Consider the following 18791-nt stretch of genomic DNA (forward strand, 5'->3'; position numbering starts at 1 on the left):
ACATGAACATGCGTGCCGACAGCTATTCCAGCCTTCATCAGGTCAGCACCACGGCGCCTCCGCCCGCCTTCGTTCGTCCCAGGCGGGGCGTTACCCTGCCGCGCGACCGCACGCCGCTTGGCCTGTGGTTCTGGGAAATCGACCGGCTGTTGCTGCTGCTCATCAGCATCCTCATCGCGATTGGCCTTGTCGCAGTGGCGGCGGCATCGCCGGTTGCCTCGCAGACGCTGTCCACGAACAGGGTGACGCTCGACCCGCTCTATTATTTCTATCGCCAGTTGGCATGGGTGGCCGCCGGCGTGCCGATCATGCTGATTATCTCGATGCTCCCACGGGTGCAGGCGCGGCGCTTTGCGATCTTCATGGCGGTCGTCTTTACCGGCATGCTGATTCTGGTGCCGGTCATCGGCACATCGGTGAATGGCGCTACGCGCTGGCTGGGGCCGGGGGCGCTTCGTTTCCAGCCATCGGAATTCTTGAAGCCGGTTTTTATCGTTTCGCTGGCCTGGCTGCTTTCCTTGCGCGGAAAGGACCGTTCCCTTCCGGTCATTCCCATGTCGGCGGCACTGACCGGCTTCATCGCCTTTCTGCTGATGAACCAGCCGGACCTCGGCCAGACCGTTATCTTCTGTTCCGCCTGGCTGACGCTGATGCTGCTGTCGGGCATGTCCGTTCGCTTGATGGTGTCGCTCGCGGTCGCGGGGGTTACCGGTCTTGTCGCCGCTTATCTTTTCTACCCGGTGGCGACGCAGCGCATCAACATCTGGCTTTTGGGGGAAGGCGACAGCTATCAGGTGGACAGCGCCCATGCCGCCATCACCGGGGGCGGCCTCCTGGGCATGGGGCCAGGCAGCGGCGTCGCCAAATTCCGCCTTCCCGAAGCGCATACCGACTATATATTTTCAGTGATCGGCGAGGAATTCGGTCTTTTTGCCTGCATCGCCATTGCTCTGGTTTACCTCGCCATCGTGGTGCGGGTGCTGCTGAAGCTGCTCGATGAGGAGGATAATTTCGTCATCCTTGCCGCTGCCGGGCTTGTCACCCAGTTCGGGCTTCAGGCGATCATCAATATGGGGGTCAATACCCAGATATTCCCGTCGAAGGGCATGACCCTGCCCTTTATCAGCTATGGCGGTTCGTCTATGATCGCGCTCTGCATCGGCACGGGTTTGCTGCTGGCTTTCACGCGCCGGAACCCCTATCTGGTGCGTTCCCCCTATGTCGTCAAATGGAGCGGACGATGACCATTTCCCGCCATTATGTGCTGGCAGCCGGAGGCACGGGCGGTCACATGATCCCGGCTCATGCCGTGGCGGTCGAGCTCATGGAGCGCGGCCATCATGTCGCCCTCATCACCGATGAACGCGGGGCGAAGATTCCTGGCATTTTCGAACGCGCGCAAGTGCATGTCCTTCCTGCCGGACGGATGTCGGGCGGTCCGCTGGGCTGGCTCCGGGGCCTGCGCAATATCATGGCGGGCCGCGACATGGCGCGCAGGCTTTATGAGACCTTTCAGCCCTCGGTAGTGGCCGGCTTTGGCGGTTATCCGGCGCTTCCCGCGCTGCTGGCCGCGCTCAAGGATGACATCCCGACGGTCGTGCATGAACAGAATGCCGTCCTCGGCCGCGTCAATCGCCTGCTGGCGCGCAAGGTGAACGCCATCGCGACGGCCTATCCGGAGGTGGAGCGGCTTTCCGACAAATTTGCCGGGAAGGTCCATCTGGTCGGCAACCCGGTGCGCGAGGAAGTGCTGGCGCTGCGCGAGGAGGATTATCCCGCGCTCAATGAGGACAGCGTCTTCCGCCTGCTCGTCACTGGCGGCAGCCAGGGCGCAACGATCCTGTCGAAGGTCGTGCCGGAGGGGTTGGGTCTCCTCCCCATTGGCCTTCGCCGCCGCTTGCAGGTGACGCAGCAATGTCGCTTGGAGGACATTGAGCAGGTGCGCGCGATCTATGCGGAGCTGGAGATTCCGGCGGATCTTGCCACATATCTGCCGGACTTGCCGGAGCGGCTTGGCTGGTCGCATCTGGTCGTCGCGCGGGCGGGAGCATCGACGATTGCCGAACTGACCGCGGCGGGCCGTCCGGCCATTCTTGTTCCGCTTCCCACGGCCATGGACGATCATCAGACCGCCAATGTCCGCGAGATGGTCGCCTGCGGCGCCGCGCGGTCCATCCCGCAATCCAAATTCACCCCTGTGGAGCTTGCCAAACAAATGCAGAAACTGGCGCTGGAACCCGGCGCGCTACAAAATGCCGCGAAACGCGCAAAGGCCTGTGGCCGTCCCAATGCCGCGCGCGACCTTGCCGATCTCCTTGAAAGCATCGGCCCTTCGCCCATCATGAACGATCCGCTCCGCGTTCGGTCGCCCAAGATCCGGCCCGCCATCGGCATGCAGGGAATTCCGGCATGAAGGGCGTCGCCATCGACATCGGCACCATTCACTTCATCGGCATCGGCGGCATTGGCATGTCGGGCATTGCCGAGGTGATGCATAATCTTGGCTATAAGGTTCAGGGCTCCGACATTGCCGAAGGCTATGTGGTGCAGGGCCTGCGGGAAAAGGGCATCAAGGTGATGATCGGCCACAAGGCCGAAAATCTGGGCGATGCCGCCGTGGTCGTCACATCGACGGCGATCAAGCGGGGCAATCCCGAAGTCGATCTGGCGCTCGAAAAGCGTATTCCCGTCGTCCGCCGCGCCGAAATGCTGGCCGAGCTTATGCGCCTTAAATCCACCATCGCGGTGGCGGGAACGCATGGCAAGACGACGACAACCTCCATGGTTGCGGCACTGCTCGATTCAGGCGGTATCAACGCGACCGTCATCAATGGTGGCATCATCAACCGCTACGGCTCCAATGCGCGCCTCGGCACCAGCGACTGGATGGTGGTGGAGGCCGACGAAAGCGACGGCAGCTTCCTGCGCCTCGACGGCACGCTGGCGGTCGTCACCAATATCGATCCCGAGCATCTCGATCATTATGGCAGCTTCGACAAGGTCAAGGACGCCTTTGTCGAATTTGTCGGCAATGTGCCTTTCTATGGCGCGGCCTTCCTCTGCCTCGACCATCCCGAGGTGCAGGCGATCCTCCCCCGCGTGCAGGACCGCCGCATCGTCACCTACGGTTTTTCGGCCCAAGCCGATATTCGCGGCGAGAATGTCCAGCCGGTTCCCGGTGGCAATCGCTTCGACGTGGTGATCCGCGAGCGTGACGGTTCCACCCGGCGGATCGAGGGCGTCGAAATGCCGATGCCCGGCCGTCATAATGTGCTCAATGCCATGGCCGCCATCGGCGCGGCGCTGCATCTTGGCATCGACGATGAGACGATCCGCACCGGCTTTTCCCAGTTCGGCGGGGTCAAGCGGCGCTTTACCAAGGTAGGCGAGGTCGACCTCGACGGGGGCAAGGCGACCGTGATCGACGATTATGGCCACCATCCGGTGGAGATCCGCGCCGTCCTCGCCGCCGCTCGCGAAGGTGCGCAAGGCAGGGTCATCGCGGTCGTCCAGCCGCACCGCTTCACCCGTCTTCACGATCTGATGGACGATTTCCAGCAGGCGTTCAACGATGCCGACATCGTCTATGCCGCGCCCGTCTATCCTGCAGGGGAACAGCCGATCGAAGGCGTCGATTCCGACGAACTGGTCGCCGGGCTCAAGCGCCGTGGCCATCACAGCGCGCAGGCTGTAGCTGACGCCGACGATCTGGCCGGCAAGCTGGCGCAGCAGATCGTGGCCAATGACATGATCATCTGCCTTGGCGCGGGCGACATCACCAAATGGGCCGCTGGGCTTGCCGATACCATCAAGGCCAAGCGAGGCGCGGCTGCATGATGAATGGCGTCGCCACCCTTCCGGCCTTGAAGGGCAGTATAGAGGAAAAGGGCAGCCTCGCCGACTTCATCTGGTTCCGAACGGGAGGCCCTGCGGAATATCTGGTGCGCCCGAAGGATGCGGAGGATTTGTCCCGTTTCCTGCGCGATCTTGACCCGGCCCTGCCGGTCCTGCCGGTGGGCGTTGGGTCCAACCTCATCGTGCGTGACGGCGGTGTGCCGGGCGTAGTTGTCCGGCTGCCAAAATCGATGGCCAAGGTGACGGTAGAGCCGGGCAGCCGCGTTCGCGCTGGCGCTGCCGCCATGGGCATCAGCGTGGCGAGCGCCGCGCGTGACGCTGGCGTTGCAGGCATGGAGTTTCTGCGCGGAATTCCCGGTACGGTCGGCGGCGCTGTCCGCATGAATGCCGGGGCTTATGGCCGCGAAGCCGCCGACATCCTTGTCGAATGCACCCTCGTCCTGCGCGACGGCACGGTCGAAACCTGGCCCGCCGCCCGCCTTGGCTACTCCTACCGACACTGTGAACTTCCGGATGGTGCGGTGGTGGTCGAAGCCCTGTTCGAAGGCGCGCCCGGCGATCCTGCTGCCATCGGCGCGGAAATGGACCGCATTGCCGCCGAGCGCGAAGCTTCCCAGCCCCTGCGCTCCCGCACCGGCGGCTCGACCTTCAAGAACCCGGACGGCGACAAGGCGTGGCGCCTGATCGACGAGGCCGGTTGCCGGGGCCTCACTCGCGGCGCGGCGCAGGTATCGGAGAAACATTGCAACTTCCTCCTGAATCTCGGCGGGGCAAGCAGCGCCGACATCGAGGCGCTCGGCGAGGAAGTGCGCGCAAGAGTGAAGGAAAAGGCCGGCGTGACCCTGCAATGGGAAATTCAAAGGGTTGGCAGTCCCCTCTCCCAACCCTCTCCCCTGAAGGGGAGGGGGCTATGAAAGGCCCCTGGCATGTTGCCGTCCTCATGGGCGGCTGGTCCGCCGAGCGCCCCGTCTCGCTCATGAGCGGGGAGGGCGTTGCGAAAGCGCTTGAAAGCCGCGGCCATAAGGTCACGCGCATCGACATGGGCCATGATGTCGCCGCGCGCCTTGCCGAGGCGAAGCCCGATGTCGTGTTCAACGCCCTTCACGGCGTGCCGGGCGAGGACGGCACTGTCCAGGGCATGATGGACCTCATGGGCCTCAAATATACCCATAGCGGGCTTGCGACCTCCGTCATTGCTATCGACAAGCAGCTCACAAAGCAGACGCTTGTCCCGCACGGCATCCCTATGCCCGGCGGTCATATCATCGAGAGCGAAAGCCTCTACAGCGCAGACCCGATTCCGCGTCCTTATGTGCTGAAGCCCGTCAATGAGGGTTCCTCGGTGGGCGTCGCCATCGTCACCGCCGAGGGCAATTACGGCAATCCCATCGCTCGCGACGTCGAGGGGCCATGGAAGCATTTCGACCAGCTTCTGGCCGAACCCTATATCCGAGGCCGGGAACTTACCTGCGCGGTGCTGGCTGATCAGGCGCTGCTCGTCACCGAACTTCGGCCCAAGAGCGGCTTTTACGATTTTGACGCCAAATATACTGACGGGATGACAGATCATATCTGTCCAGCCGCCGTTCCAGATGATATTACAGAGGCTTGCAAGGCGCTGGCGTTGCAGGCGCACCGGATTTTGGGCTGCAAGGGGACATCGCGCTCTGACTTCCGCTGGGATGATGAACGCGGCGTGGAGGGCTTGTTCCTGCTTGAGGTCAACACGCAACCGGGGATGACACCGCTCAGCCTTGTACCGGAACAGGCGGCAAAGCTCGGCATCGATTATGCCGAACTGGTCGAGCGGATTGTCGAGGAGGCTTTATGAGCGCTGCAACGATCAGGCGCGGGGGCGCCTCCAGCCGCAGGCGAAAGGCAAAGGCGCCGATTCGAAAGCGCCGCTCGCGCATAGACAAGTTTCTGAGCCAGCTACCCGTCAGCGACGACGCGCTCCACCGCGCCGCCACCTGGACGATCATGCTGTCGGCAGCAGCGGCGCTGGGCGGCCTTGCCTGGTTCGTCGGCCTTCCCGCCATGGCTACTCAGGAATTTGCCAGCCTTTCCCGCAAGGCGGGTTTTGAGGTCCGCAAGGTCGAGGTGCGCGGCATTGAACGGATGGATGAGCTGCCGGTCTATGCCATCGCGCTTGGCCAGCATGAACGTGCCATGCCTTCGGTGGACCTGGAAAAGCTGCGGTCTGAACTCATGGGCTTGGGATGGGTGCAGGACGCCCGCGTTTCCCGCCGCCTGCCGGAAACGCTGGTCATCGACATTGTCGAGCGCAGGCCCGCCGCGGTCTGGCAGAATAGAGGCAAGCTGGCGCTGATCGACGGTCAGGGAAAGGTGCTTCAGCCGGTGGACCTTACCGCCATGCCCGACCTTCCCCTGGTGGTTGGCCCTAACGCCAATCAGCAGACCGCCGCCCTTCGCAAGCTTATGGAGGCCGCGCCTGCGCTGAAGCCGATGCTTGCCGGTGCCACATGGGTCGGCAACCGCCGCTGGGACCTGCGTTTCCAGACTGGCGAAACGCTTTCCTTGCCGGAAGGCGAAAAGCTGGCCTCGCAAGCGCTTGTGAATTTTGCCCGCATGGATGGGGTCAATCGTCTCCTCGGACGCGGCATCGTCAGATTTGATATGCGGGATCCGGATAAGTTCGTATTAAGATTGCCAAAGACGCAAGATAAGGTCGCGGCGTCGAGCGGGGGCGACAGCGCCGCGACTGAGGAAGCAGCCGACGGGGAGGGATAGGCTTTGGGGCAGCCGCGTTATGACAAGCTGATCACGGCCCTGGACATCGGGTCGTGGAAGGTATCCGCACTTATTGCGGGCAAGAATGACAAGGGCGAGCTCACCGTTCTTGGCACTGGCCAGCGCGAAAGCCGTGGCGTGCGGCGCGGCTATATCGCCGACATGGAGCGCACCGAACAGGCCGTACGCGAAACGATCGAGCAAGCTGAGCGCATTGCCGGGACGAACATAGAGGATGTCTGGGTCAATTTCTCTGCAGGTGGCCTTATCAGCGACATTGCCAGCGTCGAGGTGGACCTGGGCGGCCACCGCGTCGAGCAGCAGGATATCGATGATCTTCTGGAGGCGGGACGCAACAGCATCGATCCCGACGGCCGCATGGTCCTGCATGCTCAGCCAACGCTCTACACCCTGGATGGCCTGACCGGTGTCAAGAAGCCGCTTGGTCTTCATGCCGACCGCCTCGGGGTGGATATCCACGTCATTCTGGCGGATGGCAGTCCCTTGAGAAATCTCGACCTTTGCGTCCGTTCTGCGCATCTGGAGGTGAACAGTATCGTTGCTTCGCCCGTCGCCACGGGTGTGACCTGTCTTTCCGACGAGGAACGGGATCTGGGCGTTGCCTTGGTGGAACTCGGCGCGGCGGTCACCAATGTCTCGCTCTTTGCCGGCGGCATGCTGGTGGGTCTTACTTCACTGCCCTATGGCGCGGCCGACATCACCGATGACATTGCTTCGGCCTTCGGCGTTCGCCGCAGCCAGGCAGAGCGGATGAAATGCTTCTACGGATCGGCCATGCAATCGCCCCGCGACCATCGCGAGATGATCGAGATCGCACCGATCGCCAGCGACGGGCAAAGCGCCGAGGGCGGGCGGATCACCCGCGCCCAACTGGTCGGCATCATCTGCCAGCGACTCGATCATCTAATGGGTGAAATCGGCAAGACTTTGAAGGACTTGGGCTTCACCGGCCCTGTTGGCCGGCATGTCGTGCTGACGGGCGGCGGCGCGGAACTCAAGGGGATTGCGGATTATGCCCAAACCGCCCTGGGACGGGCCGTGCGGATCGGGCGTCCGCGCGGCTTGACGGGATTGCCGGAGGCGCATAGTGGACCGGCTTTCGCTACCCTGGCGGGCCTCGCCCTCTATGGAGCATCCAATCCCGCCGATCTCCGCTGGCTGCCTTCGTCGAAACAGGTCGTTCACAAGGCGCCCGGTTCGGCGCTTATTCAACGGCTTATTACCGCATTGCGCACGAATTACTGACCTATTTTGGTAAATGAATAGTTTTTGGATGATTCGCCGGGTCAGATAGTGCATGAATTTCACGTCGGTTCGCTTCACCTTCGATGAAGCATTGGGAGCAAGTTTATGAGCATTGAAATCGGTCCTCCGCATGTAGACGAGCTGAAGCCCCGCATCGCCGTCATCGGCGTCGGCGGTGCTGGTGGAAATGCGATCGCGAACATGATCGCGGCGCAGGTCGAAGGCGTCGATTTCATTGTCGCCAACACCGACGCGCAGGCGCTGAACGCTTCTCCTGCCGAGCGGCGGATTCAGCTTGGACCGAAGATCACCGAAGGTCTTGGCGCTGGCTCCCGGCCGGAAATCGGCCGCGCCGCTGCTGAAGAAACCATCATTTCCGTCGAAGAGGCGCTGAACGGAGCGCATATGTGCTTCATCGCCGCGGGCATGGGCGGCGGCACCGGCACTGGCGCTGCTCCCGTCATTGCCAAGGCCGCACGCGACAAGGGCATTTTGACCGTCGGCGTCGTCACCAAGCCCTTTACCTTTGAAGGGACCCGGCGTGGTCGCTCTGCCGAGGCTGGAATTGTCGAGCTTCAGAAGCATGTCGATACGCTCATCGTCATCCCGAACCAGAACCTGTTCCTGATCGCCAATCCGAACACCACCTTCAAGGAAGCCTTTCAGCTTGCCGACGAAGTGTTGCAACAGGGCGTTCGCGGCATCACCGACCTCATGGTCATGCCGGGCCTCATCAACCTCGACTTCGCCGACGTCCGCTCGGTCATGGGCGAAATGGGCAAGGCGATGATGGGCACCGGCGAGGCCGAAGGCGACGGCCGCGCGCTCGAGGCGGCTGAAAAGGCGATCGCCAACCCGCTGCTCGACGGTGTCAGCATGAAGGGCGCGAAGGGCGTCATCATCTCCATTACCGGCGGTGAGGATATGCGCCTCATGGAAGTTGATGAAGCCGCCAATCATATTCGCGAGCTGGTCGATCCTGACGCGAACATCATCTGGGGTTCGGCCTTCAACGATTCCCTGAACGGCAAGATTCGCGTGTCCGTCGTTGCAACCGGCATCGACAACGATGTGGAGGCGGCTGCCCCGCGCACTCAAGCCTTCACGTTCCCCACGCGCACCGCCACGCCGCAGCCGGCTCCCGCGCCCTATGCCGCTCCCGTGGCCCAGCCCGTCGAAGAACCGATGGTGGCGCCCGATCCGGCGCCGGGCTTTGAATCTCTTGCCCCGCAGCCGGAAGAAGCAGCCGCGCCGGCTCCTGAGGCGGATGACGAGGATGAACTCCTGCTCAGCCCCGCTGCGGAAGTGCACGCCGAACCGGAACCTGCGCCAGAGCCTGAACCTGCACCCGAACCGGCCCGTCCGGCCCCGCGCGTTGCCACTGGAGGCACGCTCTTCGAACGCATGTCCAATCTTTCACGCGGCAGTTCTCGTACGCAGATCAGCAATGACGAGGAAGAAGACGCCCGTTCGGGTCTCGACATTCCTCGGTTCCTGAACCGCCAGAATAATCAGTAAGATTGGATGTCAGTGGCCCGGCCAGGGCCATTGTCGCGGTTCGAAAAATAGAGCCGTCGTCCCTGCGGAGGCAGGGACCCAGCTTCTCTTTACCAATATTGAAGAATAGCGGGGTCCCCGCCTTCGCAGGGACGACGGACGATAGCAGTCGGAAGGCTTCGACCTATCCTCGAGGCTCAACATGACCCGCTTCATGGTTGAGCCGGAAACCCTCCAGCCTCAGAAAACCGGCTGATTGGCAGGATCGTCGGGGTCGGCGAGCGGTGTGGATGGGGTGTGAATGCCGCATTCCACCTTGTCCCAGCCACGCCAGCGGCCCGCACGGGGATCTTCGCCGGGCAGTACCTTTGAGGTGCAGGGTTCGCAGCCGATGGAAAGATAGCCTTGCTCCTCCAGCGGATGGCGGGGCAATTGGTGCTTCTCGAAATAAGCCTCCAGATCGGTCTTGGTCCAATCGCCTAGCGGATTGAGCTTCAAGCGGCCGTCCTCCACCTCGAAACGAGGCAGGTTCTGACGGGTCTGCGACTGGAAAGCCTTGCGGCCCGAAATCCAGCTATCGAGGCCTTTTTTCGCGCGCGCAAGGGGTTCCACCTTGCGGATTTCGCAGCAGCCATCCGGATCATAGGACCAACGCAAGCCCTTTTCATCCTTTGCCGCCAGCACGTCCAGGTCGGGCGTCACCACCCAGCTATTCTCGATCCCGAACTGCCCGATCAGCGTTTCGCGATAATCGAGCGTCTCCGGAAACATCTTCAGCGTATCGACGAAGATCACGGGAATGCTCCGGTCCGCCTCAGCAACCAGGTGCAGCAGTACAGCGCTTTCCGTTCCAAAGGAGGATACGACCGCGACCTTCCCCAATATGCGTTCGGCAAAAAGGGTGCGCAGCATCTCGGTCGTTTCGACCCCTTCGAAACGGGCGTTGAGCGCGTCGGCATCAGCCTGAGTAAAGCTCGGCCGCGCGTCTATCAGGTCGATTTTCCGAGCCGCCTCAGCCATGACGCAGCGCCCAGACGGGCTGCCGGCCGTCGACGGTCTTCTGATAGACATGTTCATAGCGCTCAAGCGAGGCCTTCACCACGTCCGCATCGAACGGCACATTGGGCACGAAGCTGTCAAAGCCGCAGCGGCGCATATAGGGGAGCTGGTCGACCAGAACGTCGCCCACGGCCCGAATCTCTCCCGTATAGCCGTTTTCGCGCAGGATACGGGCGACCGAATAGCCGCGGCCGTCGCCGAAGACGGGGAAGTTCACCTCGACCAGCGAAATGCGGTCGAGAAAGGGGAGCAGCTCGCGCGCATCTTCGCCCGGTTCGATGCGGACAGCGGTTGCGTTGGTCTGGCCCTGAAAGGATTCCAGGGTGACCGTCGGCTCCTGCGTGGCGGCTTCACCATCGCGGAAGGACAAGAAATCAACCATTATGCAAACCTCCGTTCGTCCCGAGCGAAGTCGAGGGACGTTGTGCGGCGTGTATCGACTTCAGCCAAAGCTGAAGTTTATCCCGAGCGCCTGCCGTGCAGGCAGTCGAGGGGCTCGACACGAACGGGCCAGGGAAATTGCCATTACCCATAAATAGCCTCCTTGAACGGCTCCATGCCAACGCGCCGGTAGGTGTCGAGGAAGCGCTCGCCCTCCTGGCGCAGCGCCTTATAGACATTGGTGGCCTTTTCGACCGCATCGACAATGCCGTCCTCATCGAAGCCGGGACCGACGATCTTGGCAAGGCTCGCATCCTCCGCGCCCGAACCGCCGAGCAGGAGCTGGTAATTTTCCGTACCCTTCCGGTCGACGCCAAGAATGCCGATATGGCCTGCATGGTGATGGCCGCAGGCGTTGATGCAGCCGGAAATCTTGAGCTTGATCTCGCCCAAATCCTGCTGGCGTTCCAGATCGGCGAAGCGCTGGCTGATCTTCTGCGCGACCGGGATCGAGCGAGCATTGGCAAGACTGCAATAGTCCAGTCCCGGACAGGCGATGATGTCGCTGATAAGGTCGAGATTGGCAGGCGCCAGGCCAGCCGCGTCCAGCTTCTGCCAAAGCGTGTAGAGATCCGCCTTTTTCACATAGGGCAGCACGATATTCTGGGCATGGGTGACACGCAGCTCGTCCAGCGAATATTGTGCGGCGAGATCAGCGATGAGGTCGATCTGGTCGGCCGACGCATCGCCCGGAATGCCGCCGGTCGGCTTCAGGCTGATGGTAGCGATGGCATAACCCGGCTGCTTGTGCGCGGCGACATTCTGCTTCACCCAGATGGCGAAGTCGGGATCGCTGAGATCGACCTCGTCCGGCAGGCCGGTCTCATAGGCGGGCTCTGCGAAATGGGCGCGGATGCGGTCTAGCTCGGCCGTGGGCGGGTTGAGGCCCAGCGTCTTCATATGCGCGAACTCTTCCTCGACCTGACGACGATATTCATCGACCCCCAGCTCGTGGACCAGGATCTTGATCCGCGCCTTGAACTTGTTGTCGCGGCGGCCATAGCGGTTGTAAACGCGCAGGCAGGCCTCGAGGTATGAAATCAGCTCGTCCTCGGTGACGAAGTCGCGGATTTCGGGGCCCACCATCGGGGTGCGCCCCATGCCGCCGCCAGCGAATATTCGCGCACCGATGACGCCGTCGCGCTTCAGCAGCTCAACGCCGATATCGTGCAGGCGCATGGCGGCGCGGTCGGTCTCTGACGCGATCACCGCGATCTTGAACTTGCGAGGCAGATAACTGAATTCCGGGTGGAAGCTCGACCATTGGCGCAGGAGCTCGGCCCAGGGGCGGGGGTCCGTCACTTCATCGGCCGAAACGCCGGCATATTGGTCGGAACTGATGTTGCGGATGCAGTTGCCGCTGGTCTGGATAGCGTGCATTTCCACGCTCGCGAGATCAGCCAGAATGTCCGCCGCATCCTCCAGCTTGATCCAGTTATACTGGATATTCTGGCGGGTGGTGAAATGGCCATAGCCCCTGTCATATTCGCGCGCGATGTGGGCGAGCATATGCGTCTGGCGGCTATTGAGCGTGCCATAGGGAATGGCGACACGCAGCATGTAGGCGTGAAGCTGCAGATAAAGACCGTTCATCAGGCGCAAGGGCTTGAACTGGTCTTCGGTCAGCTCGCCTGCAATGCGGCGGCGGGCCTGGTCGCGGAATTCCTCGACGCGGGCATTGACGATTGCCTGATCGTAATTGTCGTAGCGATACATGGTCTCAGGCCTTTACGATAGGAATGGAGCTGTTGATGCCAAGGTCGGCGCGAACCGTCGGGCCGCTGGCGCGAATCCGATCCTTGATGTGGAGTGGCATTGGGCCAGAGCCGGTCAGTTCCGCTTCGACCACATAGCCGGCATTGACGCGGCGCTCGGCGTCCTCGCGCGCGAGAATGCTCTCGGCGTCATGGCCCGCGTCTACGGCTTCTGCCAGATGCCGCGACCAGCCCTCGCCCGTCCACCAGATGACATCGCCTGTCTTCAGGTCATTGCCGGTCAATATTCTCACGCCAGATTCTCCGCCTGTGCAGCCCATTGGGCCAGTTTCTCTTCTGCATTGGAGCGAAGCACGACTTCGCCCACCACGATCAGTGCCGGGCTCTTCACCCGCTCGCGCGCCATAAGGCCGCCAAGGTCGGCGAGCAAGGTCCGCATGGCCCGGCTATCCTTGCGCGTGCCCTTTTCAAGGACCGCAACGGGCGTTTCGGGGGAAAGACCGTCCGCCATCAGCTTGTCGGCAATGTCCATCGCCGTTGCTATGCCCATATAGATGACAAGCGTGCGGCCCTTGCCTGCAAGGCCCGACCAGTCCTGATCGGTCAGGCCCTTGCACTGGCCCGCGACGAAGGTGACCGCGCTTGCCGCATCGCGATGGGTGAGCGGTAACTGGGCCTCAGCGGCGCAGCCAATGGCGGCGCTGATGCCGGGAACGACTTCCACGGCGACGCCGGCGGCGCGGCATTCTTCCGCCTCTTCGCCGCCGCGTCCGAAGATATAGGGATCACCGCCCTTCAGGCGGACCACATCATGGCCAGCCTTTGCTTCACGAATGAGGAGCGCGTTGATCTCCTCCTGCCGCATGGAGTGGCGGCTGCGGCTCTTCGCGACGGAGATCAGGCGTGCGTGCGGACGTGCGAGGGCGAGGATGTGATCGTCCACCAGCCCGTCATGCACGATCACCGAGGCCGTGGAAATCAGCCGCGCGGCGCGTACCGTCAGCAGGTCCGGATCCCCCGGGCCCGCGCCGACCAGGAAAATGCGTCCTGTTTCCTTGGGTGCACCATCAGCCATGCTGGGCAGATGCGTTCTCGAGGCTTGGATCGCAAATCAGAATGATTTGGGATGGTGCTAGGAAATGTTTTGCCCGTTGAAATGCATATCACCGTCCTCGCCGTCGGAGGGAAGACGGCTTTGAGGCTATTTATTCTGACACTGCGTCCTTCAGCCCGATGCCGATCGACGCCCGAGCCTGGTCTGCCTCCGACGAAGTCACAGGGTAGGCGCAATAATCCGCTGCATAATAGGCGCTTGGCCGGTGGTTGCCGGATATCCCGACTCCGCCGAAGGGAGCGGTTGAAGGGGCGCCATTGGTGGGCTTGTTCCAGTTGATGACGCCAGAGCGCACATTCGCCCAGAACTGGTCATAAAGCTCCGCCGTGCCGCCGATCAGGGACGCGGACAGGCCGTAGCGGGTGTTGTTGGCCTCGGCGATAGCCTGCTCAAAGGTTGAGACGCGGATGACCTGGAGCAACGGCCCGAACAACTCAATGTCCGGGCGCTCGGGCATGTCGGTCACGTCAATGATGCCGGGCGTCAGGAAAGGACGGCCTTCTATGGGGCGCGCCATATGCTTGATGGGCTTGCCGCCATTGCTCATCAGAATGAGGAAGCTTTCGGTAAGGCCGTCGGCCGCCTGATTATCGATCACCGGCCCCATGAAGGGGGCAGGCTGGCTATGCGGCTCACCCACGATCAGCCGGTCGGCTATGGTCTTTACCTGGGCCAGCAGGGGTTCATAAAGGCTGTCCTTGACGATCAGCCGCTTGGCCGCCGTGCATCGCTGTCCCGCAGAGAGGAATGCCGACTGGACCACCATTATGGCGGCGGTGTGGATGTCGAGCGTGTCCCAGATAACTATGGGATTGTTGCCGCCCATCTCCAGGGCCAGGATCTTGTTGGGCTGGTTTGCGAGCTGGACATTGATGGCGATGCCGGTCTGTGCTGAGCCTGTGAACAGTATGCCATCCACATCCGCGTGGGCAGTCAGCGCCTTTCCTTCCAGCGGTCCACCAATGATCAGGCGGATCGCGTCATCGGGCACGCCGGCGGCGTGATATAGGTCAACCAGCATCTGGCCAACAGCAGGAGTCTTCTCCGATGGCTTGAACACAACGGCGTTGCCTGCGATCAGCGCCGGGACGATATGGCCGTTCGGCAGGTGGGCCGGGAAATTATAGGGGCCAAGCACCGCCATGACACCGTGTGGCTTGTGCCGGATAGCCGTGCGGTCCCCCATTGCGCCTTCCATGCGCTTCTGTCCGGTTCGCTCGGAATAGGCGGCGATGGAGATTTCAACCTTGTTGATGACCGCGTCGACCTCAGTGAGCGCCTCCCAGATCGGCTTTCCGGTCTCCCGGGCGATCAGATCGGCCAGCTTGCCATTTTTCGACCGGACCAGATTGGCGAAGCGGCGGACGATTTCGATGCGGCTGGTGAGCGGCTGCGCGGCCCATTGCGGCCAGGCAGCACGCGCATGCGCGACCTCAGCATCCACATCGCTGATCTGGCCGGACCACAGCGTGGCTCCCGTCGCGGGCTCAGTGGAGACAAGCTGGGACATGGTGCGCGCCGGATGACATCAGGTTCATATAATGCGGTGTAGCGCAATTTTCAGGGGGCGCCAGCTTGTCTTTCGCCGGGAAAGGCTAAGTCAATCGGGGTTGATGAGCCTCGCCCATGCGGCGAATGGCTTCGACCTTCTGGTTCAGCGGTTCCCAATCGTCACGGTCCGCAATCGCCGACCAAAGGGCTTCAACTTCCTCGATATGCATGGAACAAGGCGCATCATCGGTCCAATAGGGATGATCGCGCGTCCCTGCGGGAAGAAAGGCGGCTGCCTCCATCCGCACCTTATCCCACGCCTCGCCCGCATAACGGGCAGGCGATCGGGGATCGCCACAGCGCCAGTCGAAGAAGAAGCGGTCGATCTCCGTTCCCGTCTGCGCCATCGCCTGAACGCAGCTTTCGATGAATTGCAGCGAAGCCTCGCGCTCTCCGGGAGTGAGGCCGATGCGGCGGAAAAAATGGGTGATGAGGGAATCCTGATAAAGCGCGGGGAAATGCTCCAGCTCTGCAATCAGCGGCTCGGCTTCGCAGAGAAGCCTTAGTGAAACGGCAAGCTGTGCGACATCCCAATGGATCGCCTCCGCCTGGCGGCCGAAGGCGTAAAGGCCCGTCTGGTCGAAATAGGCCGCGGTGAAGCCCGGCTCCCAGTGGGGCGTGAAGCGCCACGGGCCATAGTCGAAACTTTCGCCTGTGATATTGATATTGTCGCTGTTGAGCACGCCATGGACAAATCCGGCCACCATGAAGGAAGCGGCAAGTTCGGCGGTGTTCTCAACCGCCTGCCGCATCAGCGCTATGGGCGGCGCAACCCCCTCCGGCGCTGGCTGAAGCAGGTTCGTCAGGCAGTAGTCGACCAGCCGCGTCATCAGCTCGCTATTCTGCTCAAGCGCGATGCGCTGGAAGGTGCCGATGCGGATATGGCTGTGGCTAAGGCGCACAAGAACGGAGGATCGGGTAGGGGAGGGCTCGTCTCCGCGGATCAGGTCCTCGCCGGTTTCGACGAGGGAGAATGTCTTGCTGCTGTTGACCCCCAGCGCCTCAAGCATCTCGGTGGCGAGTATCTCGCGAACGCCGCCCTTCAATGTAAGGCGGCCATCGCCAAAGCGGCTATAGGGCGTCTGCCCCGATCCCTTGGTTCCAAGGTCGAGCAGCCGTCCCGCATGATCGCGAAGCTGCGCGAAGAGGAAGCCGCGGCCATCGCCTATATCGGGATTGTAAACGCGGAACTGATGGCCGTGATAGCGCAGTGCCAAGGGCTGCTGCAGCGTGCCTTCCAATGGCTGAAAGCGGCCGAAATGCTGAACCCATTGGTCATCGTTCAGATGGTCCAATCCCACCGCCTCGGCCCAGCGGTCGTTGCGGAAACGCAGGATCGCCTTTGGGAAATCAGCGGCGTGAACGGGGTCGCCGATCTTCTCGCCGAGCGAAAGGATTGGACTCTCAGGCTTATATTTCGCGGCTTGCGGCTGGATCGGCATAAGGCGATATGGGGGTGGAACAGCGAAAGGTTCAAGCTTGGCCGACTATAAAGACGGATATTGGTGGTCCAATGACGGCTTGCGGTTACATTATCGCGATTATGCGGGACCGTCGGACCGGCCGCCGATCCTCTGTTTTCATGGTCTCACCCGCAACGCCCGCGATTTTGAGGCGGTGGCGAATCGGCTGGCGGGGGAATGGCGGCTCATCTGCCCGGAAATGCGGGGAAGGGCGGAAAGCGCCTATGCCAAGGACCCCATGACCTATGTTCCCCTGACCTATGCACAGGACATCGAACGGCTGCTGACGGACCTCGCGGTCGACAGGTTCATTGCCTTTGGTACTTCCTTGGGCGGCATATTGACGCTGCTGCTGGCGGCAACTCGTCCGGGGCGCATAATGGGGGCGCTGCTCAACGATATCGGGCCAGTGATCGAGCAGGTGGGGCTTGACCGGATAAAGGGTTATGTTGGTTCGGGGGGAAGCTATCCAACCTGGGTGCATGCCGCGCGGGGATTGGCGGAAAACAGTGCCGACATTTACCCGCGCTATACGTTGGAAGATTGGCTGGGCATGGCCAAGCGCCTCTACCGGCTGACCAGCGGCGGCAGGATCGTGCTCGACTATGACATGCGGATCGCCGAGCCGCTGCGGATGCCGGGGGGTGAAGCAGGCGTTGATCTTTGGCCCACGCTGGAGGCGCTCAAGGATGTGCCGGTCCTGCTGGTCCGCGGCCAGCGGTCGGACCTGTTGAGCGAGGCAACGGTGCAGCACATGGCGCAGCGGCTGAACCGGGCGGAGGTGGTGACGGTGCCTGGCGTCGGCCACGCACCGGTGCTTGACGAGCCCCAGGCTGTAGCGGGGATCGACCGATTGTTGCAGCGCGTGCTCCAGGATGCCTGACAAGGAATGACCCGGCCGGTCCGTATCCTGCATCTTCACAGCAGCTTTTCGCTAGGCGGCAAGGAAGCACGAGCCGTAAGGCTGATGAACGCGTGGGAAAAGAGGGCCTCTCACTGCATCTTGAGCGGTGTTCCAGGCCAGCTTGGCGCGCGGGAGGCGATTGCACCGGGCGTCGCAACGGAATTTCCGGAGCGCGCGCCTGCGCTTGCCGGCCGCCCTTCTGTCGCTCGCTACTGGCGTCTTGCATGCTATATGCAGGGCTTTGACCTGGTGCTCAGCTATAATTGGGGCGCGATGGACGCGGTCATGGCTCACCGGCTCTTCGCACCGGTGATGAAGCTACCTGCGCTCATTCATCATGAGGATGGCTTCAATAGCGATGAAGCAGGGGGGCTGAAATCCAGCCGTAACCAGTTCCGGCATATCGGCCTTGGCAGTGCCCGCGCGCTAGTGGTCCCTTCTACGAAGCTGGAGCGCATCGCCCTTTGCGATTGGCGGCAGCCACGCGACAAGGTTCGTCTGATCAGGAATGGGATCGATGTGGCGCGCTACGCGGAGCCTCCCGCGACAGATGCGATTCCTGACCTGATCCGTAGTCCAGGCAAGCTGCTGGTGGGAACGCTAGCGGGTCTTCGGCCAGTCAAGAATCTTCGAAAGCTGGTGCGCGCCGTGGCGGCGCACAAGGACCGGCTGCAACTCGTGATCGTGGGCGAAGGGCCGGAGCGCCAGGCAATTGTTGCGGAAGCGCTCGCACATGGCCTGCCCCATATCCATTTGCCTGGCTTCATGGCGGAACCATTTCGCTTCATTGGACTTTTCGATCTGTTCGCCCTTTCTTCCGACAGTGAGCAATTTCCTATCTCCCTGGTCGAGGCGATGGCGGCAGGGCTGGCGGCCGTCGCTACGGATGTGGGCGATGTAGCCGAAATGGTGGCGGCGGAGAATCGCCCCTTTATCGTGCCAGTAAGCGATGAGACGGCCTTCACGGCCGCATTGGAGAGGTTGTCGAGCGATAGCAGACTCAGATCCGCGATCGGTGCGGCGAACCGGAACAAGGCGGTCCACGCCTATGCGGAGACACAGATGATCGTGTCTTACGCTGCGCTTTATGGAGAGGCTCTAGGCAGACCGGACGCATTGCTGTAGGGCGCGCGGATATTTTGCGCGCATGGACGCGAAAACTTGCTATAGGGGCA

General features: G+C 62.1%; 17 protein-coding genes. 10 read left to right on the forward strand and 7 right to left on the reverse strand.

What is annotated here, in order from left to right; translation table 11 throughout:
- Positions 1 to 2 precede the first annotated feature (2 nt).
- From VJS46_RS06250 to ftsZ, 8 genes are all read left to right on the forward strand, one after another.
- Positions 3 to 1244: a putative peptidoglycan glycosyltransferase FtsW gene (locus VJS46_RS06250; RefSeq protein WP_324058668.1), complete on the forward strand. Its 1242-nt coding sequence runs from the start codon at positions 3 to 5 to the stop codon at positions 1242 to 1244.
- Positions 1241 to 2413, forward strand: a complete 1173-nt coding sequence (murG, locus tag VJS46_RS06255; protein ID WP_324058670.1) for an undecaprenyldiphospho-muramoylpentapeptide beta-N-acetylglucosaminyltransferase — start codon at positions 1241 to 1243, stop codon at positions 2411 to 2413. Before VJS46_RS06250 ends, murG begins: the two co-directional genes overlap by 4 nt.
- The gene (gene murC / locus VJS46_RS06260; protein ID WP_324058672.1) at positions 2410 to 3837 is read left to right on the forward strand and encodes a UDP-N-acetylmuramate--L-alanine ligase; all 1428 of its coding nucleotides are present in this window, start codon (positions 2410 to 2412) and stop codon (positions 3835 to 3837) included. Before murG ends, murC begins: the two co-directional genes overlap by 4 nt.
- Positions 3834 to 4769 carry a UDP-N-acetylmuramate dehydrogenase gene (gene murB / locus VJS46_RS06265; RefSeq protein WP_414707973.1) on the forward strand — a complete coding sequence of 312 codons (936 nt, stop codon included), beginning with the start codon at positions 3834 to 3836 and terminating at the stop codon, positions 4767 to 4769. The genes murC and murB overlap by 4 nt, the downstream gene beginning before the upstream one ends.
- Entirely contained in the window at positions 4766 to 5686 is a 921-nt protein-coding gene (locus VJS46_RS06270; protein ID WP_324058674.1) for a D-alanine--D-alanine ligase, read from the forward strand. The genes murB and VJS46_RS06270 overlap by 4 nt, the downstream gene beginning before the upstream one ends.
- Positions 5683 to 6606 carry a cell division protein FtsQ/DivIB gene (locus VJS46_RS06275; protein WP_324058676.1) on the forward strand — a complete coding sequence of 308 codons (924 nt, stop codon included), beginning with the start codon at positions 5683 to 5685 and terminating at the stop codon, positions 6604 to 6606. Before VJS46_RS06270 ends, VJS46_RS06275 begins: the two co-directional genes overlap by 4 nt.
- A 3-nt stretch (positions 6607 to 6609) precedes the next feature.
- The gene (gene ftsA, locus VJS46_RS06280) at positions 6610 to 7872 is read left to right on the forward strand and encodes a cell division protein FtsA (RefSeq protein ID WP_324058678.1); all 1263 of its coding nucleotides are present in this window, start codon (positions 6610 to 6612) and stop codon (positions 7870 to 7872) included.
- A 105-nt stretch (positions 7873 to 7977) separates the two neighbouring features.
- Positions 7978 to 9390, forward strand: coding sequence for a cell division protein FtsZ (gene ftsZ / locus VJS46_RS06285; RefSeq protein ID WP_324058680.1), 1413 nt, complete (start codon positions 7978 to 7980; stop codon positions 9388 to 9390).
- 219 nt (positions 9391 to 9609) lie between these two features.
- Here the strand turns inward: ftsZ and VJS46_RS06290 are convergent, their stop codons facing one another.
- The 7 genes from VJS46_RS06290 to VJS46_RS06320 form a co-directional block, all read right to left on the reverse strand.
- Positions 9610 to 10389 carry a phosphoadenylyl-sulfate reductase gene (locus tag VJS46_RS06290; protein WP_324058681.1) on the reverse strand — a complete coding sequence of 260 codons (780 nt, stop codon included), beginning with the start codon at positions 10387 to 10389 and terminating at the stop codon, positions 9610 to 9612.
- The gene (locus VJS46_RS06295) at positions 10382 to 10810 is read right to left on the reverse strand and encodes a DUF934 domain-containing protein (RefSeq protein ID WP_324058683.1); all 429 of its coding nucleotides are present in this window, start codon (positions 10808 to 10810) and stop codon (positions 10382 to 10384) included. Before VJS46_RS06295 ends, VJS46_RS06290 begins: the two co-directional genes overlap by 8 nt.
- 143 nt (positions 10811 to 10953) lie before the next feature.
- Entirely contained in the window at positions 10954 to 12585 is a 1632-nt protein-coding gene (locus tag VJS46_RS06300) for a nitrite/sulfite reductase (RefSeq protein ID WP_324058684.1), read from the reverse strand.
- A 4-nt stretch (positions 12586 to 12589) separates the two neighbouring features.
- A complete protein-coding gene (locus VJS46_RS06305) occupies positions 12590 to 12877 on the reverse strand; it encodes a DUF2849 domain-containing protein (RefSeq protein ID WP_324058686.1) in 288 nt (95 codons plus the stop codon).
- Positions 12874 to 13659 (reverse strand): uroporphyrinogen-III C-methyltransferase, encoded by a 786-nt coding sequence (cobA, locus tag VJS46_RS06310; RefSeq protein ID WP_324058687.1) that lies wholly within the window; start codon positions 13657 to 13659, stop codon positions 12874 to 12876. The genes VJS46_RS06305 and cobA overlap by 4 nt, the downstream gene beginning before the upstream one ends.
- 130 nt (positions 13660 to 13789) lie before the next feature.
- A complete protein-coding gene (astD, locus tag VJS46_RS06315) occupies positions 13790 to 15208 on the reverse strand; it encodes a succinylglutamate-semialdehyde dehydrogenase (protein WP_324058689.1) in 1419 nt (472 codons plus the stop codon).
- Between the two features lie 85 nt (positions 15209 to 15293).
- Positions 15294 to 16691: a protein adenylyltransferase SelO family protein gene (locus VJS46_RS06320; RefSeq protein WP_324058690.1), complete on the reverse strand. Its 1398-nt coding sequence runs from the start codon at positions 16689 to 16691 to the stop codon at positions 15294 to 15296.
- Between the two features lie 37 nt (positions 16692 to 16728).
- On the opposite strand from VJS46_RS06320, the gene VJS46_RS06325 reads away from it, so the two are divergent.
- Positions 16729 to 17595 carry an alpha/beta hydrolase gene (locus tag VJS46_RS06325; RefSeq protein WP_324058692.1) on the forward strand — a complete coding sequence of 289 codons (867 nt, stop codon included), beginning with the start codon at positions 16729 to 16731 and terminating at the stop codon, positions 17593 to 17595.
- A 6-nt stretch (positions 17596 to 17601) separates the two neighbouring features.
- Complete coding sequence (locus VJS46_RS06330) at positions 17602 to 18741, forward strand: glycosyltransferase family 4 protein (RefSeq protein ID WP_324058694.1); 1140 nt, start codon at positions 17602 to 17604, stop codon at positions 18739 to 18741.
- Positions 18742 to 18791: the final 50 nt, after the last annotated feature.

This window comes from Rhizorhapis sp. (assembly GCF_035276005.1).
Taxonomy (GTDB): Bacteria; Pseudomonadota; Alphaproteobacteria; order Sphingomonadales; family Sphingomonadaceae; genus Rhizorhapis.

What these genes read in the sequence shown, in the direction of transcription:
- VJS46_RS06330 (WP_324058694.1), top strand. Translation starts at nt 17,602, where the DNA reads ATGACCCGGCCGGTCCGTATCCTGCATCTTCACAGCAGCTTTTCGCTA.
- cobA (WP_324058687.1), bottom strand. Translation starts at nt 13,659, where the DNA reads ATGGCTGATGGTGCACCCAAGGAAACAGGACGCATTTTCCTGGTCGGC.
- murG (WP_324058670.1), top strand. Translation starts at nt 1,241, where the DNA reads ATGACCATTTCCCGCCATTATGTGCTGGCAGCCGGAGGCACGGGCGGT.
- VJS46_RS06290 (WP_324058681.1), bottom strand. Translation starts at nt 10,389, where the DNA reads ATGGCTGAGGCGGCTCGGAAAATCGACCTGATAGACGCGCGGCCGAGC.
- VJS46_RS06275 (WP_324058676.1), top strand. Translation starts at nt 5,683, where the DNA reads ATGAGCGCTGCAACGATCAGGCGCGGGGGCGCCTCCAGCCGCAGGCGA.
- astD (WP_324058689.1), bottom strand. Translation starts at nt 15,208, where the DNA reads ATGTCCCAGCTTGTCTCCACTGAGCCCGCGACGGGAGCCACGCTGTGG.
- murC (WP_324058672.1), top strand. Translation starts at nt 2,410, where the DNA reads ATGAAGGGCGTCGCCATCGACATCGGCACCATTCACTTCATCGGCATC.
- VJS46_RS06295 (WP_324058683.1), bottom strand. Translation starts at nt 10,810, where the DNA reads ATGGTTGATTTCTTGTCCTTCCGCGATGGTGAAGCCGCCACGCAGGAG.
- VJS46_RS06300 (WP_324058684.1), bottom strand. Translation starts at nt 12,585, where the DNA reads ATGTATCGCTACGACAATTACGATCAGGCAATCGTCAATGCCCGCGTC.
- ftsZ (WP_324058680.1), top strand. Translation starts at nt 7,978, where the DNA reads ATGAGCATTGAAATCGGTCCTCCGCATGTAGACGAGCTGAAGCCCCGC.
- murB (WP_414707973.1), top strand. Translation starts at nt 3,834, where the DNA reads ATGATGAATGGCGTCGCCACCCTTCCGGCCTTGAAGGGCAGTATAGAG.
- VJS46_RS06250 (WP_324058668.1), top strand. Translation starts at nt 3, where the DNA reads ATGAACATGCGTGCCGACAGCTATTCCAGCCTTCATCAGGTCAGCACC.
- VJS46_RS06270 (WP_324058674.1), top strand. Translation starts at nt 4,766, where the DNA reads ATGAAAGGCCCCTGGCATGTTGCCGTCCTCATGGGCGGCTGGTCCGCC.
- VJS46_RS06320 (WP_324058690.1), bottom strand. Translation starts at nt 16,691, where the DNA reads ATGCCGATCCAGCCGCAAGCCGCGAAATATAAGCCTGAGAGTCCAATC.